Origin of the sequence: Caldicellulosiruptor changbaiensis (assembly GCF_003999255.1) — a bacterium.
GTDB lineage: Bacteria > Bacillota > Thermoanaerobacteria > Caldicellulosiruptorales > Caldicellulosiruptoraceae > Caldicellulosiruptor > Caldicellulosiruptor changbaiensis.
Genome location: NZ_CP034791.1, coordinates 1,291,280 through 1,306,614, shown reverse-complemented (window position 1 = coordinate 1,306,614; position 15,335 = coordinate 1,291,280). Strand labels below are relative to the sequence as shown.

The 15,335-nt window shown below is 35.8% G+C and carries 16 protein-coding genes and 1 pseudogene; 2 read left to right on the top strand and 15 right to left on the bottom strand.

Features of this window, described 5'->3' with window-relative positions; genetic code table 11:
* Positions 1–576: a J domain-containing protein gene (locus tag ELD05_RS14855; RefSeq protein WP_039763933.1), complete on the bottom strand. Its 576-nt coding sequence runs from the start codon at positions 574–576 to the stop codon at positions 1–3.
* Positions 576–1,427, bottom strand: coding sequence for a DUF5685 family protein (locus ELD05_RS06320; protein ID WP_127351767.1), 852 nt, complete (start codon positions 1,425–1,427; stop codon positions 576–578). Before ELD05_RS06320 ends, ELD05_RS14855 begins: the two co-directional genes overlap by 1 nt.
* A gap of 152 nt (positions 1,428–1,579) precedes the next feature.
* Between ELD05_RS06320 and ELD05_RS06315 the strand changes: the two genes are divergently transcribed.
* Positions 1,580–2,092, top strand: a complete 513-nt coding sequence (locus ELD05_RS06315; RefSeq protein ID WP_039763935.1) for a hypothetical protein — start codon at positions 1,580–1,582, stop codon at positions 2,090–2,092.
* 17 nt (positions 2,093–2,109) lie between these two features.
* Here the strand turns inward: ELD05_RS06315 and ELD05_RS06310 are convergent.
* The 13 genes and pseudogenes from ELD05_RS06310 to ELD05_RS06250 all read right to left on the bottom strand — a co-directional run.
* Positions 2,110–3,801: pseudogene (locus ELD05_RS06310) on the bottom strand (IS1182 family transposase); the annotation flags it as partial.
* 116 nt (positions 3,802–3,917) lie between these two features.
* A complete protein-coding gene (gene atpC, locus ELD05_RS06305; RefSeq protein ID WP_127351766.1) occupies positions 3,918–4,331 on the bottom strand; it encodes an ATP synthase F1 subunit epsilon in 414 nt (137 codons plus the stop codon).
* A gap of 21 nt (positions 4,332–4,352) precedes the next feature.
* Positions 4,353–5,756 (bottom strand): F0F1 ATP synthase subunit beta, encoded by a 1,404-nt coding sequence (atpD, locus tag ELD05_RS06300; protein WP_039763939.1) that lies wholly within the window; start codon positions 5,754–5,756, stop codon positions 4,353–4,355.
* Positions 5,757–5,797: 41 nt separating this feature from the next.
* On the bottom strand, positions 5,798–6,676 hold the full coding sequence (gene atpG, locus ELD05_RS06295; RefSeq protein ID WP_039763941.1) for an ATP synthase F1 subunit gamma: 879 nt from the start codon (positions 6,674–6,676) through the stop codon (positions 5,798–5,800).
* 12 nt (positions 6,677–6,688) lie between these two features.
* Positions 6,689–8,212 carry a F0F1 ATP synthase subunit alpha gene (gene atpA, locus ELD05_RS06290; protein WP_039763947.1) on the bottom strand — a complete coding sequence of 508 codons (1,524 nt, stop codon included), beginning with the start codon at positions 8,210–8,212 and terminating at the stop codon, positions 6,689–6,691.
* A 15-nt stretch (positions 8,213–8,227) separates the two neighbouring features.
* On the bottom strand, positions 8,228–8,767 hold the full coding sequence (gene atpH, locus ELD05_RS06285) for an ATP synthase F1 subunit delta (protein ID WP_127351765.1): 540 nt from the start codon (positions 8,765–8,767) through the stop codon (positions 8,228–8,230).
* Positions 8,768–8,769: 2 nt separating this feature from the next.
* The gene (atpF, locus tag ELD05_RS06280) at positions 8,770–9,261 is read right to left on the bottom strand and encodes a F0F1 ATP synthase subunit B (RefSeq protein ID WP_127351764.1); all 492 of its coding nucleotides are present in this window, start codon (positions 9,259–9,261) and stop codon (positions 8,770–8,772) included.
* A 108-nt stretch (positions 9,262–9,369) separates the two neighbouring features.
* Entirely contained in the window at positions 9,370–9,582 is a 213-nt protein-coding gene (gene atpE, locus ELD05_RS06275; RefSeq protein ID WP_127351763.1) for an ATP synthase F0 subunit C, read from the bottom strand.
* 21 nt (positions 9,583–9,603) lie between these two features.
* Positions 9,604–10,284 carry a F0F1 ATP synthase subunit A gene (locus ELD05_RS06270; RefSeq protein ID WP_127351762.1) on the bottom strand — a complete coding sequence of 227 codons (681 nt, stop codon included), beginning with the start codon at positions 10,282–10,284 and terminating at the stop codon, positions 9,604–9,606.
* Between the two features lie 8 nt (positions 10,285–10,292).
* Positions 10,293–10,661 carry a hypothetical protein gene (locus tag ELD05_RS06265; protein WP_127351761.1) on the bottom strand — a complete coding sequence of 123 codons (369 nt, stop codon included), beginning with the start codon at positions 10,659–10,661 and terminating at the stop codon, positions 10,293–10,295.
* 81 nt (positions 10,662–10,742) lie between these two features.
* On the bottom strand, positions 10,743–12,278 hold the full coding sequence (gene guaA, locus ELD05_RS06260) for a glutamine-hydrolyzing GMP synthase (RefSeq protein ID WP_127351760.1): 1,536 nt from the start codon (positions 12,276–12,278) through the stop codon (positions 10,743–10,745).
* Between the two features lie 26 nt (positions 12,279–12,304).
* Positions 12,305–13,267, bottom strand: coding sequence for an AEC family transporter (locus ELD05_RS06255; protein WP_127351759.1), 963 nt, complete (start codon positions 13,265–13,267; stop codon positions 12,305–12,307).
* Positions 13,268–13,354: 87 nt separating this feature from the next.
* Positions 13,355–13,969, bottom strand: a complete 615-nt coding sequence (locus ELD05_RS06250; RefSeq protein ID WP_039763963.1) for a hypothetical protein — start codon at positions 13,967–13,969, stop codon at positions 13,355–13,357.
* A gap of 150 nt (positions 13,970–14,119) precedes the next feature.
* Between ELD05_RS06250 and ELD05_RS06245 the strand changes: the two genes are divergently transcribed.
* Positions 14,120–15,322, top strand: a complete 1,203-nt coding sequence (locus tag ELD05_RS06245) for an FprA family A-type flavoprotein (protein ID WP_127351758.1) — start codon at positions 14,120–14,122, stop codon at positions 15,320–15,322.
* Positions 15,323–15,335 lie beyond the last annotated feature (13 nt).

Genomic DNA, 15,335 nt, shown 5'->3' with positions numbered 1-15,335 from the left:
TCAGCAACCAACGTCATTGTCACAACAACATTCCCAGCAGGCGATTATCTGACATATTGTACATATATCACAGTCATCATGGCGTCTATAACCCCTGTTATATGCTGACCATTCGTAATTTCTTGAGGTTGTCTCAAACTGTTCTTTTGCACGTCTGTATTCAAAATTGCTGGGGTCACGACTATATGCCTCAACAAAATACCTGTAGGCTTGATTTATCCACCCTCTTTTTTGATATATTATTCCCATTAAGTAAAACCACTCTGCATCATTTTGTGGGTTTTGATTGAGCAAGTTCTCTGCTGCACTTAAATTGCCTTGCGCAATTAAATCTCTTGCTTGCTGGTAAATAGAATTTTGGTCATATGTAGAATACTCATAGCTTGAGTATTGATCATTCATAAGTATATTATATGCTTCATTAATCTCCTTTAACTTCTCTTCCGCAAGTTCACGCAGTGGGTTGTCTTTAAATTTATCTGGATGATACTTTTTAACAAGCTCAAGATAAGCTTTTTTAATCTCTTCTTTTGTTGCACCTTTTCTCACACCTAAAATCTCATACGGGTCTCTCATCACATCTTCAACTCCTTAAAAAAGTTTGCTTTCAATTTGTTTATTACCTCTTCTGTCTTTGAGTACATTCCAAGTTGAACTATATTGTCTAACAACTGATTATTATACCCTTTTATAAGTCCATTCAATCTGGCAAGATAATTATCTAAACTCACTTTAAGGATACTTATCTCTCTTTCAAATAGAGCACTGTTCTCTTTGCACCTTTGAAGATGATATTTCAAACAATTATATCTCTTTTTTTTCACATCATCAATATAGTCATCAATGGCATCAACAAGGTATATCCAAACACCAGTATAAAAACCTATTTCTCTTAACTTTGGATCATCATTGTATGCAAAAATCTCAGCCAAAATCTGGCCAAAATTGTGTGCCACCTCATCAATGTTTTGACATTCTGATTTTTCAAGCAAAAGTTGCTTCTCAAATAGTTCTTTTATCTTTTTAAACGATGTAGGATACATTCTTGTTATCTTTTTGAGATATGGTCTTAACACATTGTATAAAGTAAAACTTATAAGTCGTTTTTCGTCAACATAATCATCATAGAGTTTTAAAAAACTCAACATCACCATTTGGTCGCTTACATACTCTAAAATTTTATTTGATTTGATAAATACTCCCTTTTTTTGAGGATGAGCGATACATCTTGTATTGCCGAATTCTTCTTGTATGTTAAAATGCTCTTTTAAAATCAGGTATAAAAACACAAAATCGTAATTTAAAAATACTCTCGGAATATTACCAATCTTTTTTGTCTGCAGACATATTCCACAGTAGATTGCTTTATAATAATTGTAATCTCGTATTTTAAGTTCGGGCTTATACGGCACGACATATCCAAACAACTTAGAAAGCTTCCCCTTACGTCTTTATTTTCTTTATGTTTTTATAGTAGCAAAAATAAAGGCTGTTGTTAAGTAAAATTTAGTTGATTTTTTTCATAAGACTAATTAATATTATTTTGATAGCAAATCAACTTTTTAGGGGGAAAAAGAAGATGGGTTATAAATACTGTCCAAGATGTGAGTTAAACAGAATACCTGAGGAGGAAGACCTCTGCCCTATTTGCAAAAGGGATTTAGAGCAGCTAAAAAAGGTCACAGAAGAAAACATGAAACTTTGTCCATACTGCCATGAGGAGTATATTCCAGAGGACCAAGACATGTGTGATTCTTGTTTTGAAGAAAGACTTTTAACAGGTGTTGTTGATGACGCTGAGATAGAAGAAGATGCATTGAAAGAACCAGAGCCAGAGAATTTCGAAAGTGACTTTGTAGATATAGAACCAGATATTCTGACAGAACTGCCAGATGAAGAAATTGACCTTGTGGACACTCCATTAGATTTTGAAGAATTAGATGTGGACGAGGAAGTGCTGTTAGAAGACGAAGAAGTTAAGGAAGATGAGGAAGAGGAAGAACATAGCGAGCCTGCAAAAGAAAAAGAGACTACCAATAAGACCAAGAAAGAAGGAAAAGGTGAAAAAAAGAAAAGTAAAAAGAAAAAATAAACGAAATAAAAGAAAAAAGGGGCTGTCCCAAAACAATAATTTTTAATAACCAGAATCGGGCATTTGATGCTATTAAATACCAATATTGAACTATATAGCAAACAAAAAAAGGGTTGGGTGGCAGTTTTACCCCAGCCCTCTATTATTATCTTCGCTAATTTTTCTATGTTATAGGCAATACAAACCAAACCCCACTCAAGTTTTACACCCTTAATACCCCTGAGCAGGAACCTCCTAAATCCTTTATTGTTCTTTATTATCCCAAATACTGTCTCAACTTCTATCTTCCTCTTTTCGTAAATTTCTTTGCCTTCTTCACTCAATAGCCTTTGCCTTACCTCTTCCTTCAATTTCTCTAACCTTGGTCTTACACTAAATCTCTTCTTCCATCTTTTACCTTTATAACATTTTTCTCTGTATTCACAGCCATTACAAATATCTTCACATTGATATACCTTCTCATAACTTACAAATCCTCTCTCATTTGCACTTATCTTCGGATACAAATATTTAGCCTTCTTACCAGCAGGACAAACATAGGCATCTTCTTCAGCTATGTACTCCCAGTTCCTTACATTGAAAATATCTTTCTTAAACCTCCTTGTCTGCTCCAAGTCAAATGTGTTATACTTAATGTAGCTATTAATGCCACATTTTTTCAGATGAAGGTAGTTTTCTTCAGACCCATAGCCACTATCTGCCACAACATTCTTGGGTGTGAATCCTGTCATCTTCTTCACAACCTAAAGATGCTCTTTTAGGCAGACAGTGTCTGTGGGACTTTGGTGGATGCTAAAACCTATCACAAATCGGTTCTGTGTGCCGATTTGTACATTATACCCAGGTTTTAGCATCCCATTTTTCATATGGTCATCCTTCATCCTCATGAATGTGGCATCATTGTCTGTCTTAGAAAAGCTGTTTCTGCCATTTAAAATTGCCTCATAATTCTCATACTTTTTGAGTCTGAAAACACAATCATTTTTCAATACCTTTACCAGCTTCTTTACTCTTTTTTCTTTTCTTTTGCTTTTAAACTCAGCCTCCTCAAGTTTTTGATTTATTTGCTCAATCTTTTCTTCTAACTGCTTGCTATCATAGTCAGCTTCTAACTTTACATCTAAATCTCCCAATGCTTTATCTTCCTCTTCATTTATTTTTTCAATCTCTTCGATTATGTTTTTCACTTTCTCTCTTAACTTTTTTTCGAAAGTTCTTGTACTTTTAGCCCAAACAAAAGAATACTTGTTTGCATTAGCTTCAACTTTTGTCCCATCGAGATAATAATAGTCGAAGTTTACATACCCTAACTCTATAAGAAGTTTAACCACCTCAGCAAAGATATTTTCAATTGCCTCTCCCAAAATTTCTTTTCTAAATCTATTGATAGTTCTGAAATCAGGAGCTTGATATTTTGAAAGCCACATAAAAGTAATGTTTTCTCGTAAAGCCCGAGCTATTTTTCTCGATGAATAAATACCTTGTATGTAAGCATAGATTAAAACTTTTAATAACATCAGTGGATGATAACTACTTGTACCACCACCTTTGTACTTTTCCATTATGGTTGATATATCTATCTTATCAATGATTTTATCAATTACTCTGACCAAATGATTTTGAGGGATAAAAGCTTCTGGGTCGATAGGCATTAAATATTGGTATGGATTGTAATTTTTGAAGACAATTTTATCATGTTTACGAGCCATGGGTTATCACCTCATGTTATCATTTTTGATATATTATATCAAAAATATATCACTATGTCAAAAGAGCAAAATTAAAGGGACTGTCCATTCATCTTTTTGGACAGCCCCTTTTTATATTAGTCACCATTTTTACGTTCTTCAATCATTCTTAGCCTGTTTATAGCTCTATACAAAGCTGCCTGATATCTTTCAAACTCATCTGGCGGAAGTTTTTGCTGAAGTTTCTTTTCAGCTCTTTCTTTCGCAGCTAAAGCTCTTTGTCTGTCTATTTCCTCTGGCCACTCAACAGCGTCAGTCAAGATAACAACCTTGTTTCGGTTAACTTCAAGAATACCTCCCGCAATTGCTGCCTCGCGCCATTTTCCATCCTTTTTTATCCTAAGCTTTCCAATTCCAATGGGTGTGACAATTGGTTCGTGACCTGCCATTACACCTATTTCTCCATCTATTGCACGAACAACTATCATCTCCACTTTGTCTTTAAAAAAGACCCTTTCAGGTTGCAAAACTTCTAATTCAAACGTTGACATTTTGCAGTATCACCTCAAAACTTATTTACCCTTCATGTCCTTTTCATAGTTCTCATAAACCTCGTCAATTGTTCCAACCATGTAGAAATACTGCTCAGGGATATGGTCCATTCTGCCCTCAATTATTTCTTTAAATCCTCTTATTGTATCTTTCAGCTTGACATATCTTCCAGGTCTTCCTGTGAAAGCTTCAGCAACAAAGAACGGCTGAGAAAGAAATCTCTGAATCTTTCTTGCTCTGTAGACAATCAATTTGTCTTCTTCAGAAAGCTCATCCATACCCAATATTGCAATGATATCCTGAAGTTCTTTATACCTTTGCAAAATCTGCTGGACTGTCCTTGCAACATAATAGTGCTCTTCACCCACAATTCGTGGGTCAAGTATTCGTGATGTAGAGTCAAGCGGGTCAACTGCAGGATATATACCAAGCTCAGCAATCTGTCTTGACAAAACAGTTGTTGCATCAAGGTGAGCAAATGTAGTAGCAGGTGCTGGGTCAGTGAGGTCATCAGCCGGAACATAGATTGCTTGAACAGAGGTTATTGATCCTCTTTTTGTAGAGGTTATCCTCTCTTGCAAAGCGCCGACCTCGTTTGCAAGTGTTGGCTGATACCCAACAGCTGAGGGGATTCTTCCTAACAGCGCTGATACTTCAGAACCTGCTTGGATAAATCTGAAAATGTTGTCAATAAACAAAAGCACATCCTGCCCTTCTACATCACGGAAATACTCGGCCATGGTAAGACCAGTGAGGGCAACTCGCATTCTTGCCCCTGGTGGCTCGTTCATTTGGCCAAAGACCAAAACTGTCTTCTCTATAACACCTGATTCGTTCATCTCAAGCCAAAGGTCATTTCCCTCTCTTGTTCGTTCACCAACCCCAGTGAATATTGAAAATCCACCATGTTCTGTTGCAATATTTCTGATAAGCTCCATGATGAGAACAGTCTTGCCAACACCTGCACCACCAAAAAGACCAATCTTCCCACCTTTTGCATATGGTGCTAAGAGGTCTATAACCTTAATTCCTGTCTCAAAAATCTCTACTGCAGGCACCTGTTCTTCAAATGAAGGTGCACTTCTGTGAATTGGCCAGTAGTCCGCGGCCTGTACTTCGCCTTTGTTGTCAATTGGCTGGCCTAAAACATTGAATATTCTCCCCAACGTCCCTCTTCCAACAGGAACTTTAATGGGTCCACCTGTATCAATTGCCTTTACACCTCTTCTGAGCCCGTCAGTTGAACCCAAAGCAACACAGCGAACAGTATCATTGCCCAAATGCTGGGCAACCTCTGCAACAAGCGTCTTTCCATCAAAATGAATCTCAATTGCATTATTAATAGCTGGAAGGTTACCACTTTCAAACCTCACATCTACTACAGGACCAATTATTTGAACAACATAACCAACATTTTGTTCCATCTTTGGCTACACTCCCTTTAAAATCAAGTTTAAATAGTTACTTATTTCAAAGCAGCTGCACCACTTATTATCTCTGATATCTCCTGAGTAATCACTGCCTGGCGTTCCCGATTGAGCTTTAACACGAGTTTTTGTATCATTTCATCTGCACTTTTTGTTGCATTGTCCATTGCTGTCATCCTTGCAGCAAGTTCACTTACATATGAGTCCATCATTGCCCCAAAGATTATACCTTTTAGATATTCATATATAACAACATTAAGCACATCTGTTGGGGTTGGTTCATATCTTATTGTCTCATCTTTCTTAACCTCACCAGACACAAATTCACTTGGATCAAGAGGAAGAAGTTTCTTTACAACTACATCTTGTTTGATTGTGGAAATTAGCTTGGTATATATGATATAAAGCTCATGAATATCTCCTCTATAGTACTTTTTTACAACATTTTGTGCAATCACCTTTGCAACTTTTACAGACACAGACTGAGTCTGATAATTAAAATTTTCTTCTACTTTGTAACCATGGCGGAATAAAAAATTTTTTCCAACAATGCCTATTGGAAAAAATAATACTTCTCCCTCTTTTGAAATCTTTTCGTACAAATTCAAAGCGCTTCTTATAACATTTGCATTGTAACCGCCACACAGCCCTTTGTCACCACTAATTACAATTACCCCAATCTCTTTTTGTCCCTCTTTATATGACCCTTCAAAGAGAATGTGATTTGTCTCCATACCATGTATCACAAGATCTTTCATAAATTCGTTTATTTTTTCAAAATATGGTCTGGTACTGTCAAGTCTATCTCGTGACCTTTTCATCTTAGATGCAGAGATGAGATACATAGCTCTTGTAATCTTTTTCGTCTCATTGACACTTCTAATCCTTGACTTTATCCACCTTGTTTTGTTTGCCATCTTTGATTTCACCTACTTGCTACTTTTAAATCTCTCTTTGAACTCGCTAATTACCTTCTTTAACAGTTCTTCATTCTCAGGCGTCAAGTCCTTTGTCTCTTTTATAGAATCAAATATTTGCGGATAGTTTGCAGAGATGTATTGGACTAATTTCTCATTAAATTCTCTAACTTTATTTACTTCTATATCCATTAAATACCCATTTACTGCACTATAAAGGATGACAACTTGGTGCCAAACAGGTAGTGTCTTGTATTGAGGCTGTTTTAGTGTCTCTACAATTCGCTGACCTTGGGCAAGTCTTTCACGAGTTGATTTGTCAAGCTCTGAACCAAACTGAGCGAAAGCTTCAAGTTCTCTGTACTGTGCCAAGTCAAGTCTCAATCTTCCTGCAACTTTCTTCATAGCCTTTATCTGAGCATTGCCACCTACTCTTGAAACTGATATACCTGCATTTATCGCGGGCCTTATACCAGCGTAAAACAGCTCACTTTCAAGATATATCTGGCCATCAGTTATTGAAATGACATTTGTGGGAATATATGCTGAAACATCACCAGCTTGTGTCTCAATGATAGGTAAAGCTGTAAGAGAACCTCCACCACGCTGGCTATTTAACTTTGCAGCTCTTTCTAAAAGTCTTGAATGAAGGTAAAAAACATCCCCCGGATATGCTTCACGGCCAGGTGGTCGTCTCAAAAGAAGTGACATTGCCCTGTATGCAACTGCGTGTTTTGATAAGTCATCGTAAACTATAAGAGCATCTTTTCCAGATTCCATAAACTCTTCTCCCATTGCACAGCCTGCATAAGGTGCTAAGAATTGAAGTGGTGCTGAGTCACTTGCAGTTGCACTGACAACAATTGTATAGTCCATTGCCCCATATTCCTTTAATGTGTGCACTATCTGCGCAACAGTTGATGCCTTTTGACCAATCGCTACATAGATGCAGTATACTCCCTGGTCTTTTTGATTGATAATTGTATCAATCGCAATAGCAGTTTTTCCTGTTTGCCTATCTCCAATAATAAGCTCTCTTTGTCCTCTTCCAATTGGAATCATGGCATCAATTGCCATAATGCCTGTTTGAAGTGGAGTTTTAACAGGCTCTCTTTCAATAACGCCTGGCGCTATCCTCTCAACTGGTCTGTACTTCGTTGCATTGATGGGGCCCAAACCATCAATAGGCTGACCCAAGGCATTTACAACTCTACCTAAAAGCTCTTCCCCAACAGGTACCTCTACTACTCTGCCTGTTCTCTTGACAATTGTACCTTCTTTGATTTCCCTGTCATTTCCTAAAATAACGCACCCAACATTGTCTTCTTCCAAGTTAAGCGCCATTCCATAAACGTTGTTAGGAAATTCTAAAAGCTCACCAGCCATACAATTGTCAAGGCCGTGTATTCTCGCAATACCATCTCCTGACATAATCACAACGCCAACGTCATTTGTTTCTATCTTCTTTTCATAGTTTTTTATTTGCTCTTTTATGATTGAGGCAATCTCATCTGGTCTTATAGTTACATCAACCATCTTAAATCATCACCCCTAAATAGCATTCTGGATAAGTTCTTTTTTTATCGAATCCAATGCACCTTTAATTGTAGCGTCGACCTCAATATTGTTGAATAAAAGTTTTATTCCTCCAATGATACTTCTATCAACCTTAACTTTAAAGCGCGGATTTTTAACATCATACCTTTTCAAAAGCCAGTTTGATATCTTTCTCAAAACGTCCTCGTCAACTTCTTCTGCTACAATAACCTCAACATCTACATTACCAATTGCCTTGTCATACATTTCTTTATAATAAAAAGGTATATATGGAAGTAAAATCTCTCTTCGTTTGTCGATTAGCAAATAAATGAGATTGACAATATATCTATCAATGCTTTCATCAAGAAATTGTTTTATCTTCTCTTTTTTATCAGATACTTTCATCTCAAGGTCAAATAAAAGGTCTACAAACTCTCTATTTGTCTTAAACAAGTCGTATATCTTAAAAAGATCCACAAAGAATTTTTCAAGTTTTCCCTCTTCCTGAGCAAGCTTTATCAATCCTTCAGCATATCTTTTTGCTGGCAACATTTTTAAGCAACCCCTGCCTCGTCAAATATATTCTCAACCATTTTCCTATTTTCTTCAGTGTTTAAATTCTTTTCAATAACCTTAGATGCAGCAAGAAGAGCAATTGAGACAAACTGGTTTTTAAGTTCATTGATTTGTTTTTTCTTCTCAATCTCAAGCTGCTTGAGAGCATTTTCAATAATCTTGTTTGCCTCAAGCTTGGCATCTTCAATAATCTTGTCAGCCTGTTTTTGGGCTTCAATCATAGCGTTTTGGACTATCTCGTTTGCCTTCGCATGTGCCTGAGATAAGATATTTTCATATTCTTCCTTCAATTTTATAGCCTCTTCTTTTGACTTTGCAGCAAAGTCAAGCTGCTCTTGAATCATGTTTGAACGCTTTTCCATAAAGGCAGTTACTTTTTTGAAAAAGAATTTTCTATAAACTAAGTAAAGTATCAAAAAGTTTATAATTGCCCAGAAGAACATATTTTCAAAAATTGCAAGGTCAAACATCTATGTTCTCATCTCCTTTTTTGAACTCTCTGCCAAAATTTCTATCTCAACCTCACGCTTTAATTCGAAAATAAAGAGATGACGCTCCCCAAGCCATCTGGAGAGCGTTTAAGCTTTCAAAACCAACAAAATAGCTATAACAAAGCTATAAATTGCAACAGCTTCTGCAAGCGCAGCACCAATGAAAAATAATGGTAAAATCCTACCATACGCTTCTGGCTGTCTTCCCACAGATTCTGCTGCTTTAGCAGTTGCAATACCAATGCCAATACCTACACCTAAACCAGCAAGCATTGCTATACCTGCTGCTAATGCTGTCATTTAAAACACCTCCAAAAAATTTTATTCTTCCAAAGCTTCATATAGATAAATTAATGACAAGAATGTAAAGATTACCGCTTGCAAAACACCATCAAAAATATCGAAATATAAACTCAACGCTGCTGGTATACCAACAGGAGGTATATGAGCTTTTATAAGTCCATGATAGATAAGCTCCATGACGGTAACACCAGCAAGGATATTGCCAAATAATCGTGCAGAAAGAGAAAGAATTCTTGTCAAATAGTCTAAAAATTTAAATGGGAAGACTATAGGAATGGGCTTAAAATGACTCAAAAACCACCCAATTGGGTTTTTGAGAACAATAGTTGAAACTATCAATATCAAAATTGACATAACACCAAAGCTTGCAGTTACGTTTAAATTACTTGTAGGGGGCTGAAGACCTATAAGGCCCAACAAGTTTAGCCCAAGTAAGAATAAAAATAGTGTACCTAAATAGGGAGCAAATATATGCCAATAATGGCCTAAAAAGTTTTTAGTGATTTTGTTTATTGAGTCGACTATGAACTCAGCAATGACTTGTTTTCTGCTCGGCACTAATTTCATGTTAGACGTGAGATAAAATGCTAATATAATCAAAAATGCCATCACGCCCCACATCTCAACAACTGCTACCCTCACAGGAATGCCCTTGCCAATTGGTATTGTGAACAAAACTTTCATTACACCTTCGCTCATTTTATTTTTCACTTCCTCGATGATGTTTTATAAATATAAGCTACAACATATGACACAATAAAAATCAGAGGATAGCTTATCAACGTCCAGAGGAAATAAACAAATCTTACATTGTAAAACTTGAAGATAAAAGCAGATAGCAGTATCAAAACCACAACTGCTAAGCTATGAAGTAACAAATAAATAAAATTAATTTTGCCTCTTAATGCAGATTTCAAAAGTAACAATAGAGAATATAGAATAAATAGCAATACTACACTGCTGCCCAGCACTATTATAAAAACAGCTATGCTTTTAGAATAAGCAAACACCATTACACAAAAGATAAGATTTATACCCCATAGCACTTTCAAAGCAAGATTTACAATATCCTTCATATCACATCCCACTAATCAACTTATAAATATGTTACACCCATCTATTATAAAATTCAAGCCCTTATAAAAAATTTTTTAACATCATTCCCACTCAATTGTAGCAGGTGGTTTTGAAGTAATGTCATATACAACTCTATTAACCTTTCTTACAGTGTTTACAATCTCGTTCGAAACCCTTTCTAACACATCATAAGGAATCTTTGCCCAGTCAGCTGTCATACCATCAACGCTTGTAACAGCCCTAAGTGCAACAGTATAGTCATATGTTCTTTCATCACCCATCACACCAACACTTTTCATGTCAGTGAGTACTGCAAAGTATTGCCAAATTTCTTTGTCAAGTCCACACGCCTCAATTTCTTTTCTGAAAATCCAGTCAACCTCCCGAAGTATCTCAAGCTTTTCTTCTGTAACCTCACCAATTATCCTTATTGCAAGGCCGGGTCCCGGAAACGGCTGTCTTCTTACAATCTTTTCTGGAATTCCTAATTCTATTCCTACCCTTCTTACCTCATCTTTGAAAAGCTCGCGCAGCGGTTCGATTATCCTCTCAAACTTGATATGTTCTGGCAAACCACCAACATTGTGATGACTCTTTATTGTCGCAGCTTTACCAACTCCACTTTCAACAACATCAGGATAAATTGTACCTTGCACTAAAAATTTTACATCTCCAAGTTTTGAAGCCTCCTCTTCAAAAACACGTATAAACTCTTCACCTATTATTTTTCTCTTTCTCTCAGGATCTATGACACCACACAAAGCTTTTAAAAATCTCTCTTTTGCATCAACCTTGATTACGTTCATGTCAAACTGTCCTTTGAATGTTCTTATGACTTCTTCTGCTTCTCCTTTTCTCAAAAGTCCATGGTCAACAAATATACAGAAGAGATTTTTACCTATTGCTTTATGAACAAGCACTGCCGCAACAGATGAATCAACACCGCCAGAAAGTGCACATACAACCTTTTGATCACCCACAATTTTTCTTATCTCATTTATTTTTTCTTCTATGAATGATGATGTCTTCCAATCACCTTTGCATTCGCAGATATTGAACAAGAAGTTTTTTATTATTTCTTGCCCAAACTCAGTGTGAACAACTTCTGGATGGAATTGTACACCATAGATCTTTTTCTCTCTACTGCCAAATGCAGCAATGGCACAATTTTCAGTAGAAGCTAAAATTTCAAATCCAGCCGGGAGTTCTTCTACAAAGTCAGTATGGCTCATCCAACAAATTGAGCTTTCTGGCAAGCCTGTGAACAAAGGCGAATTTGTATTGTATTTTATATGTGTTTTACCATACTCTCTAAAGAGGGCAGTTGAAACCTTACCACCTAAAAGATATGCAATCAGCTGATTTCCATAGCATATTCCAAGAATTGGAATGCCAATTTCAAATATCTTTTTATCCACAACAGGCGCATTCTCTTCATACACGCTTGATGGTCCACCAGTAAAGATTATTCCTTTTGGATTTTTCTCAATTATCTTCTCTAAGGGTGTGTCATATGGCCAAATCTCACAATAAACACCACATTCTCGTACTCTTCGTGCAATTAGCTGATTGTACTGTCCCCCAAAGTCCAACACAATAACAATCTCATGCTGCAAATTTAATCATCCTCTCTTTTGGATTTTTAAATATGATAATATATAAACACAAGAAAAGGAATTGTCAACAGGGAAAAAATTGTTGTAATAAATATTGTACGTGTAGCATATGAACTATCAGCTTTGTATCTATACGAGAGTACTGAACTAATTATTGCAGTTGGCATTCCTGTTTGGAGTATAATAATCAGCCTTGTAAAGTTATCTAAGCTCATGAATTTGGTCAAAAATGTAATCAATAGAGGAAAAGCCACCATCTTAAATGCAACAATGCCATAAGCAGGATATGTCTTAACTGTATCTTTAAATGAAACTTCTGCTAAAAGGCAGCCAATAAAAAACATAGACAAATAAATGGTTGTTTTTCCAAATGGATTTAATGCATCGTAAATAGTGAGAAAAAATCTATTGTAGTAACTCAAAATTTCAGCTGGCAAAGCTCCTTTTAGTAAATACACTACAAATGCTGAGAAAATGGCAATTGAATTTGCATTTTTAAAACCAAATTTAGTTTTCTCACTGCTGTGTTTTGTTATTATCGAAAGTCCTAATGACCAAGCCAAAAAGTCATGCATTATATTGTAACTTGCAGCGTAAAACACACCCTTTTCACCAAATATAGAATACAACAGGGGAAATGACAAAAAACCAGTATTTCCAAAAGCTGAGCAAAATATATGTGTGTAAAATGTTTTGCCTTGAAGCTTAAATAACCTTGCTGTTATGTAACCTGTCCCAAGTAACAATATTATCCCAACAAAGGCTGAGATTATCAATGTAAAGACATTTTTTACAACAGTTGAAGAATAGGGTTTGCTACTTATGCTTGTAAATAATAGGATTGGAGCGGTTACTTTTATTATCAACTCGCTCACAGAATCTTTTATAGTTGATGAAAACAACCGTATTTTAGTACCAATAAATCCTATGAAGATAATGGCAAAAAGATAAAGGAGATTTTTTAAAAGAATCAAAACTTCCTGGTTCATGGCTGTTAAGACCTTTCTAACAACGAAAAGATTTTTAAATGTACAAGCTCTATTATATAAAAAAAAAGTGCCATTTTACAAGGCACCCTATTCACTAATTTCTATTTCCTCAATTTCCTGTGTGGAATTTGCAAGTGAATTTAGTTTTGCCTTCATTTTATTCATCACTTCTTTTGCCATCTCAGAAGAATACTTTTCCATTGCAAAAACAGGAGTGGTTGTTGCAGTAGAAGCTTTTACAACTCGTATCACTTTAAGTTGTGGCTTGTCTTGCGTTGTAGGTCTTACCTTCGCGTTGAATAAGATATAATCTGCATATCCCTGTTTAAATACCCCAATTACTACCTCTTCATAAGGCTGTGATGTAATCCCTAAACCTCCAGTTGATTTAATGTTCATTGGTATAAGCTGTGTCTTTCCATCTTTGCCTGTTGTATATAGCTGCTCTAAGTTAGAAAAAACTACATTTGCTCCTTCAACAGGTGTACCAGTTTTGCTGTCCACCACCATTACCTGAAGATAACCTTTAAGAGTATCTACTTTTGAAACCTCTTGTGTTTGGGTTTGCGTAGTTTTTGGTATTTCGGAAGATGCCATCTTTGTTTTTTCTAAGCTTTTGTTTGAAATTATACCTACTAAAGCAATAACAAATATAGCTAAAATTGTAACAGCCAGAAATCGATTAGATACTTTGCTTAACATTTTTCTCTTCCCTTCTATTAATTGTATTTCTACTAAAATATATTACTGAACAAAAATTTATATCACTTAATTTGTTTACAAAAAAAATTGTGGGGTATAAATATCTTTGAATACACTGAGACTTTTTTTACAAGGAGAGTGAGAGTTAGAATGTACACAAAATTAAAAGAGAATATATACTCAGTAGGAGTACAAGATCCAAATCTTCGTATTTTTGACATTGTAATGTACACAAAATATGGAACAACATATAACTCTTATCTCGTAATTGGCTCTGAAAAAGTTGCACTTATTGAAAATGTGAAGTATAAATTTTTTGACCAGTTTTTAGACAATATTAAAGAGATAATTGACCCTGCAAAGATAGACTATCTCATAGTAAATCACACAGAACCGGACCACTCTGGTTCAATTGAAAGACTGCTTGAGATAAACCCGAAGATAAAAGTATTTGGTAGCAGCTCTGCCATGAGGTTTTTGAAGAAGATTTCAAACAAGAGTTTTGATTCTCAAGTTGTAAACGATGGTGACCAAATATCCTTGGGTAACAAGACATTGAAATTTATTTCTGCTCCATTTTTACACTGGCCTGATTCAATTTACACCTATCTTATAGAAGATAGTATACTCTTTACTTGTGATTCTTTTGGCTGTCATTATAGTACCGAAAATCTTGACATCAACTGGGTAATGGATAATGACAAAGAAGGATTTATGGATGCATACAAGTACTATTACGATGTAATTATGTCGCCATTTAAAAGCTATGTCCTTCAGGCAATTGAAAAGATAAAAGACCTAAGGATTGACATCATAGCAACAGGCCACGGTCCAATCTTGACAAATTACAAGGATGAACTTATAGGTTTGTATAAATCGTGGTCAGAAGAGCTTCTAAAAGAACCAGAAAAGCCTTATGTGGTTATTGTCTATGTTTCGGCATATGGATACACTGAAATGCTTGCCAAAAAGATTTCTGAAGCAATCGTTCAAAGCGGTATAGATGTGTTGTTGTACAATGCAATTGAGCACAAAATAGAAGATATATTGGAAAAGATATACATGGCAAAAGGTGTGCTGTTTGGCTCACCTACCATAAACTCAGATGCTCTTTTACCAATATATGAAATATTGATAAGGCTAAACCCCATAGTTCATGGAGGGAAAATTGCTGCTGCTTTTGGATCATATGGCTGGAGTGGAGAAGCTGTCTCAAACATTGAAACACGGTTAAAACAGTTAAGGTTCAAAGTAGTTGAACCAGGGCTCAAGGTAAATTTCAAACCCAATGAGGAGGAATTAAAAAAGGCGTACGAATTTGGTATACTATTTGCTGAAAAGATAAAAGAGTAAAAGCTGGTGTAAA

Bases quoted from the DNA above. Each gene is read 5' to 3' on its own strand.
- ELD05_RS14855 (WP_039763933.1), bottom strand. From the start codon at position 576: ATGAGAGACCCGTATGAGATTTTAGGTGTGAGAAAAGGTGCAACAAAA.
- ELD05_RS06315 (WP_039763935.1), top strand. From the start codon at position 1,580: ATGGGTTATAAATACTGTCCAAGATGTGAGTTAAACAGAATACCTGAG.
- atpC (WP_127351766.1), bottom strand. From the start codon at position 4,331: ATGTCAACGTTTGAATTAGAAGTTTTGCAACCTGAAAGGGTCTTTTTT.
- atpD (WP_039763939.1), bottom strand. From the start codon at position 5,756: ATGGAACAAAATGTTGGTTATGTTGTTCAAATAATTGGTCCTGTAGTA.
- atpG (WP_039763941.1), bottom strand. From the start codon at position 6,676: ATGGCAAACAAAACAAGGTGGATAAAGTCAAGGATTAGAAGTGTCAAT.
- atpA (WP_039763947.1), bottom strand. From the start codon at position 8,212: ATGGTTGATGTAACTATAAGACCAGATGAGATTGCCTCAATCATAAAA.
- atpH (WP_127351765.1), bottom strand. From the start codon at position 8,767: ATGTTGCCAGCAAAAAGATATGCTGAAGGATTGATAAAGCTTGCTCAG.
- atpF (WP_127351764.1), bottom strand. From the start codon at position 9,261: ATGTTTGACCTTGCAATTTTTGAAAATATGTTCTTCTGGGCAATTATA.
- atpE (WP_127351763.1), bottom strand. From the start codon at position 9,582: ATGACAGCATTAGCAGCAGGTATAGCAATGCTTGCTGGTTTAGGTGTA.
- ELD05_RS06270 (WP_127351762.1), bottom strand. From the start codon at position 10,284: ATGAGCGAAGGTGTAATGAAAGTTTTGTTCACAATACCAATTGGCAAG.
- ELD05_RS06265 (WP_127351761.1), bottom strand. From the start codon at position 10,661: ATGAAGGATATTGTAAATCTTGCTTTGAAAGTGCTATGGGGTATAAAT.
- ELD05_RS06255 (WP_127351759.1), bottom strand. From the start codon at position 13,267: ATGAACCAGGAAGTTTTGATTCTTTTAAAAAATCTCCTTTATCTTTTT.
- ELD05_RS06250 (WP_039763963.1), bottom strand. From the start codon at position 13,969: ATGTTAAGCAAAGTATCTAATCGATTTCTGGCTGTTACAATTTTAGCT.
- ELD05_RS06245 (WP_127351758.1), top strand. From the start codon at position 14,120: ATGTACACAAAATTAAAAGAGAATATATACTCAGTAGGAGTACAAGAT.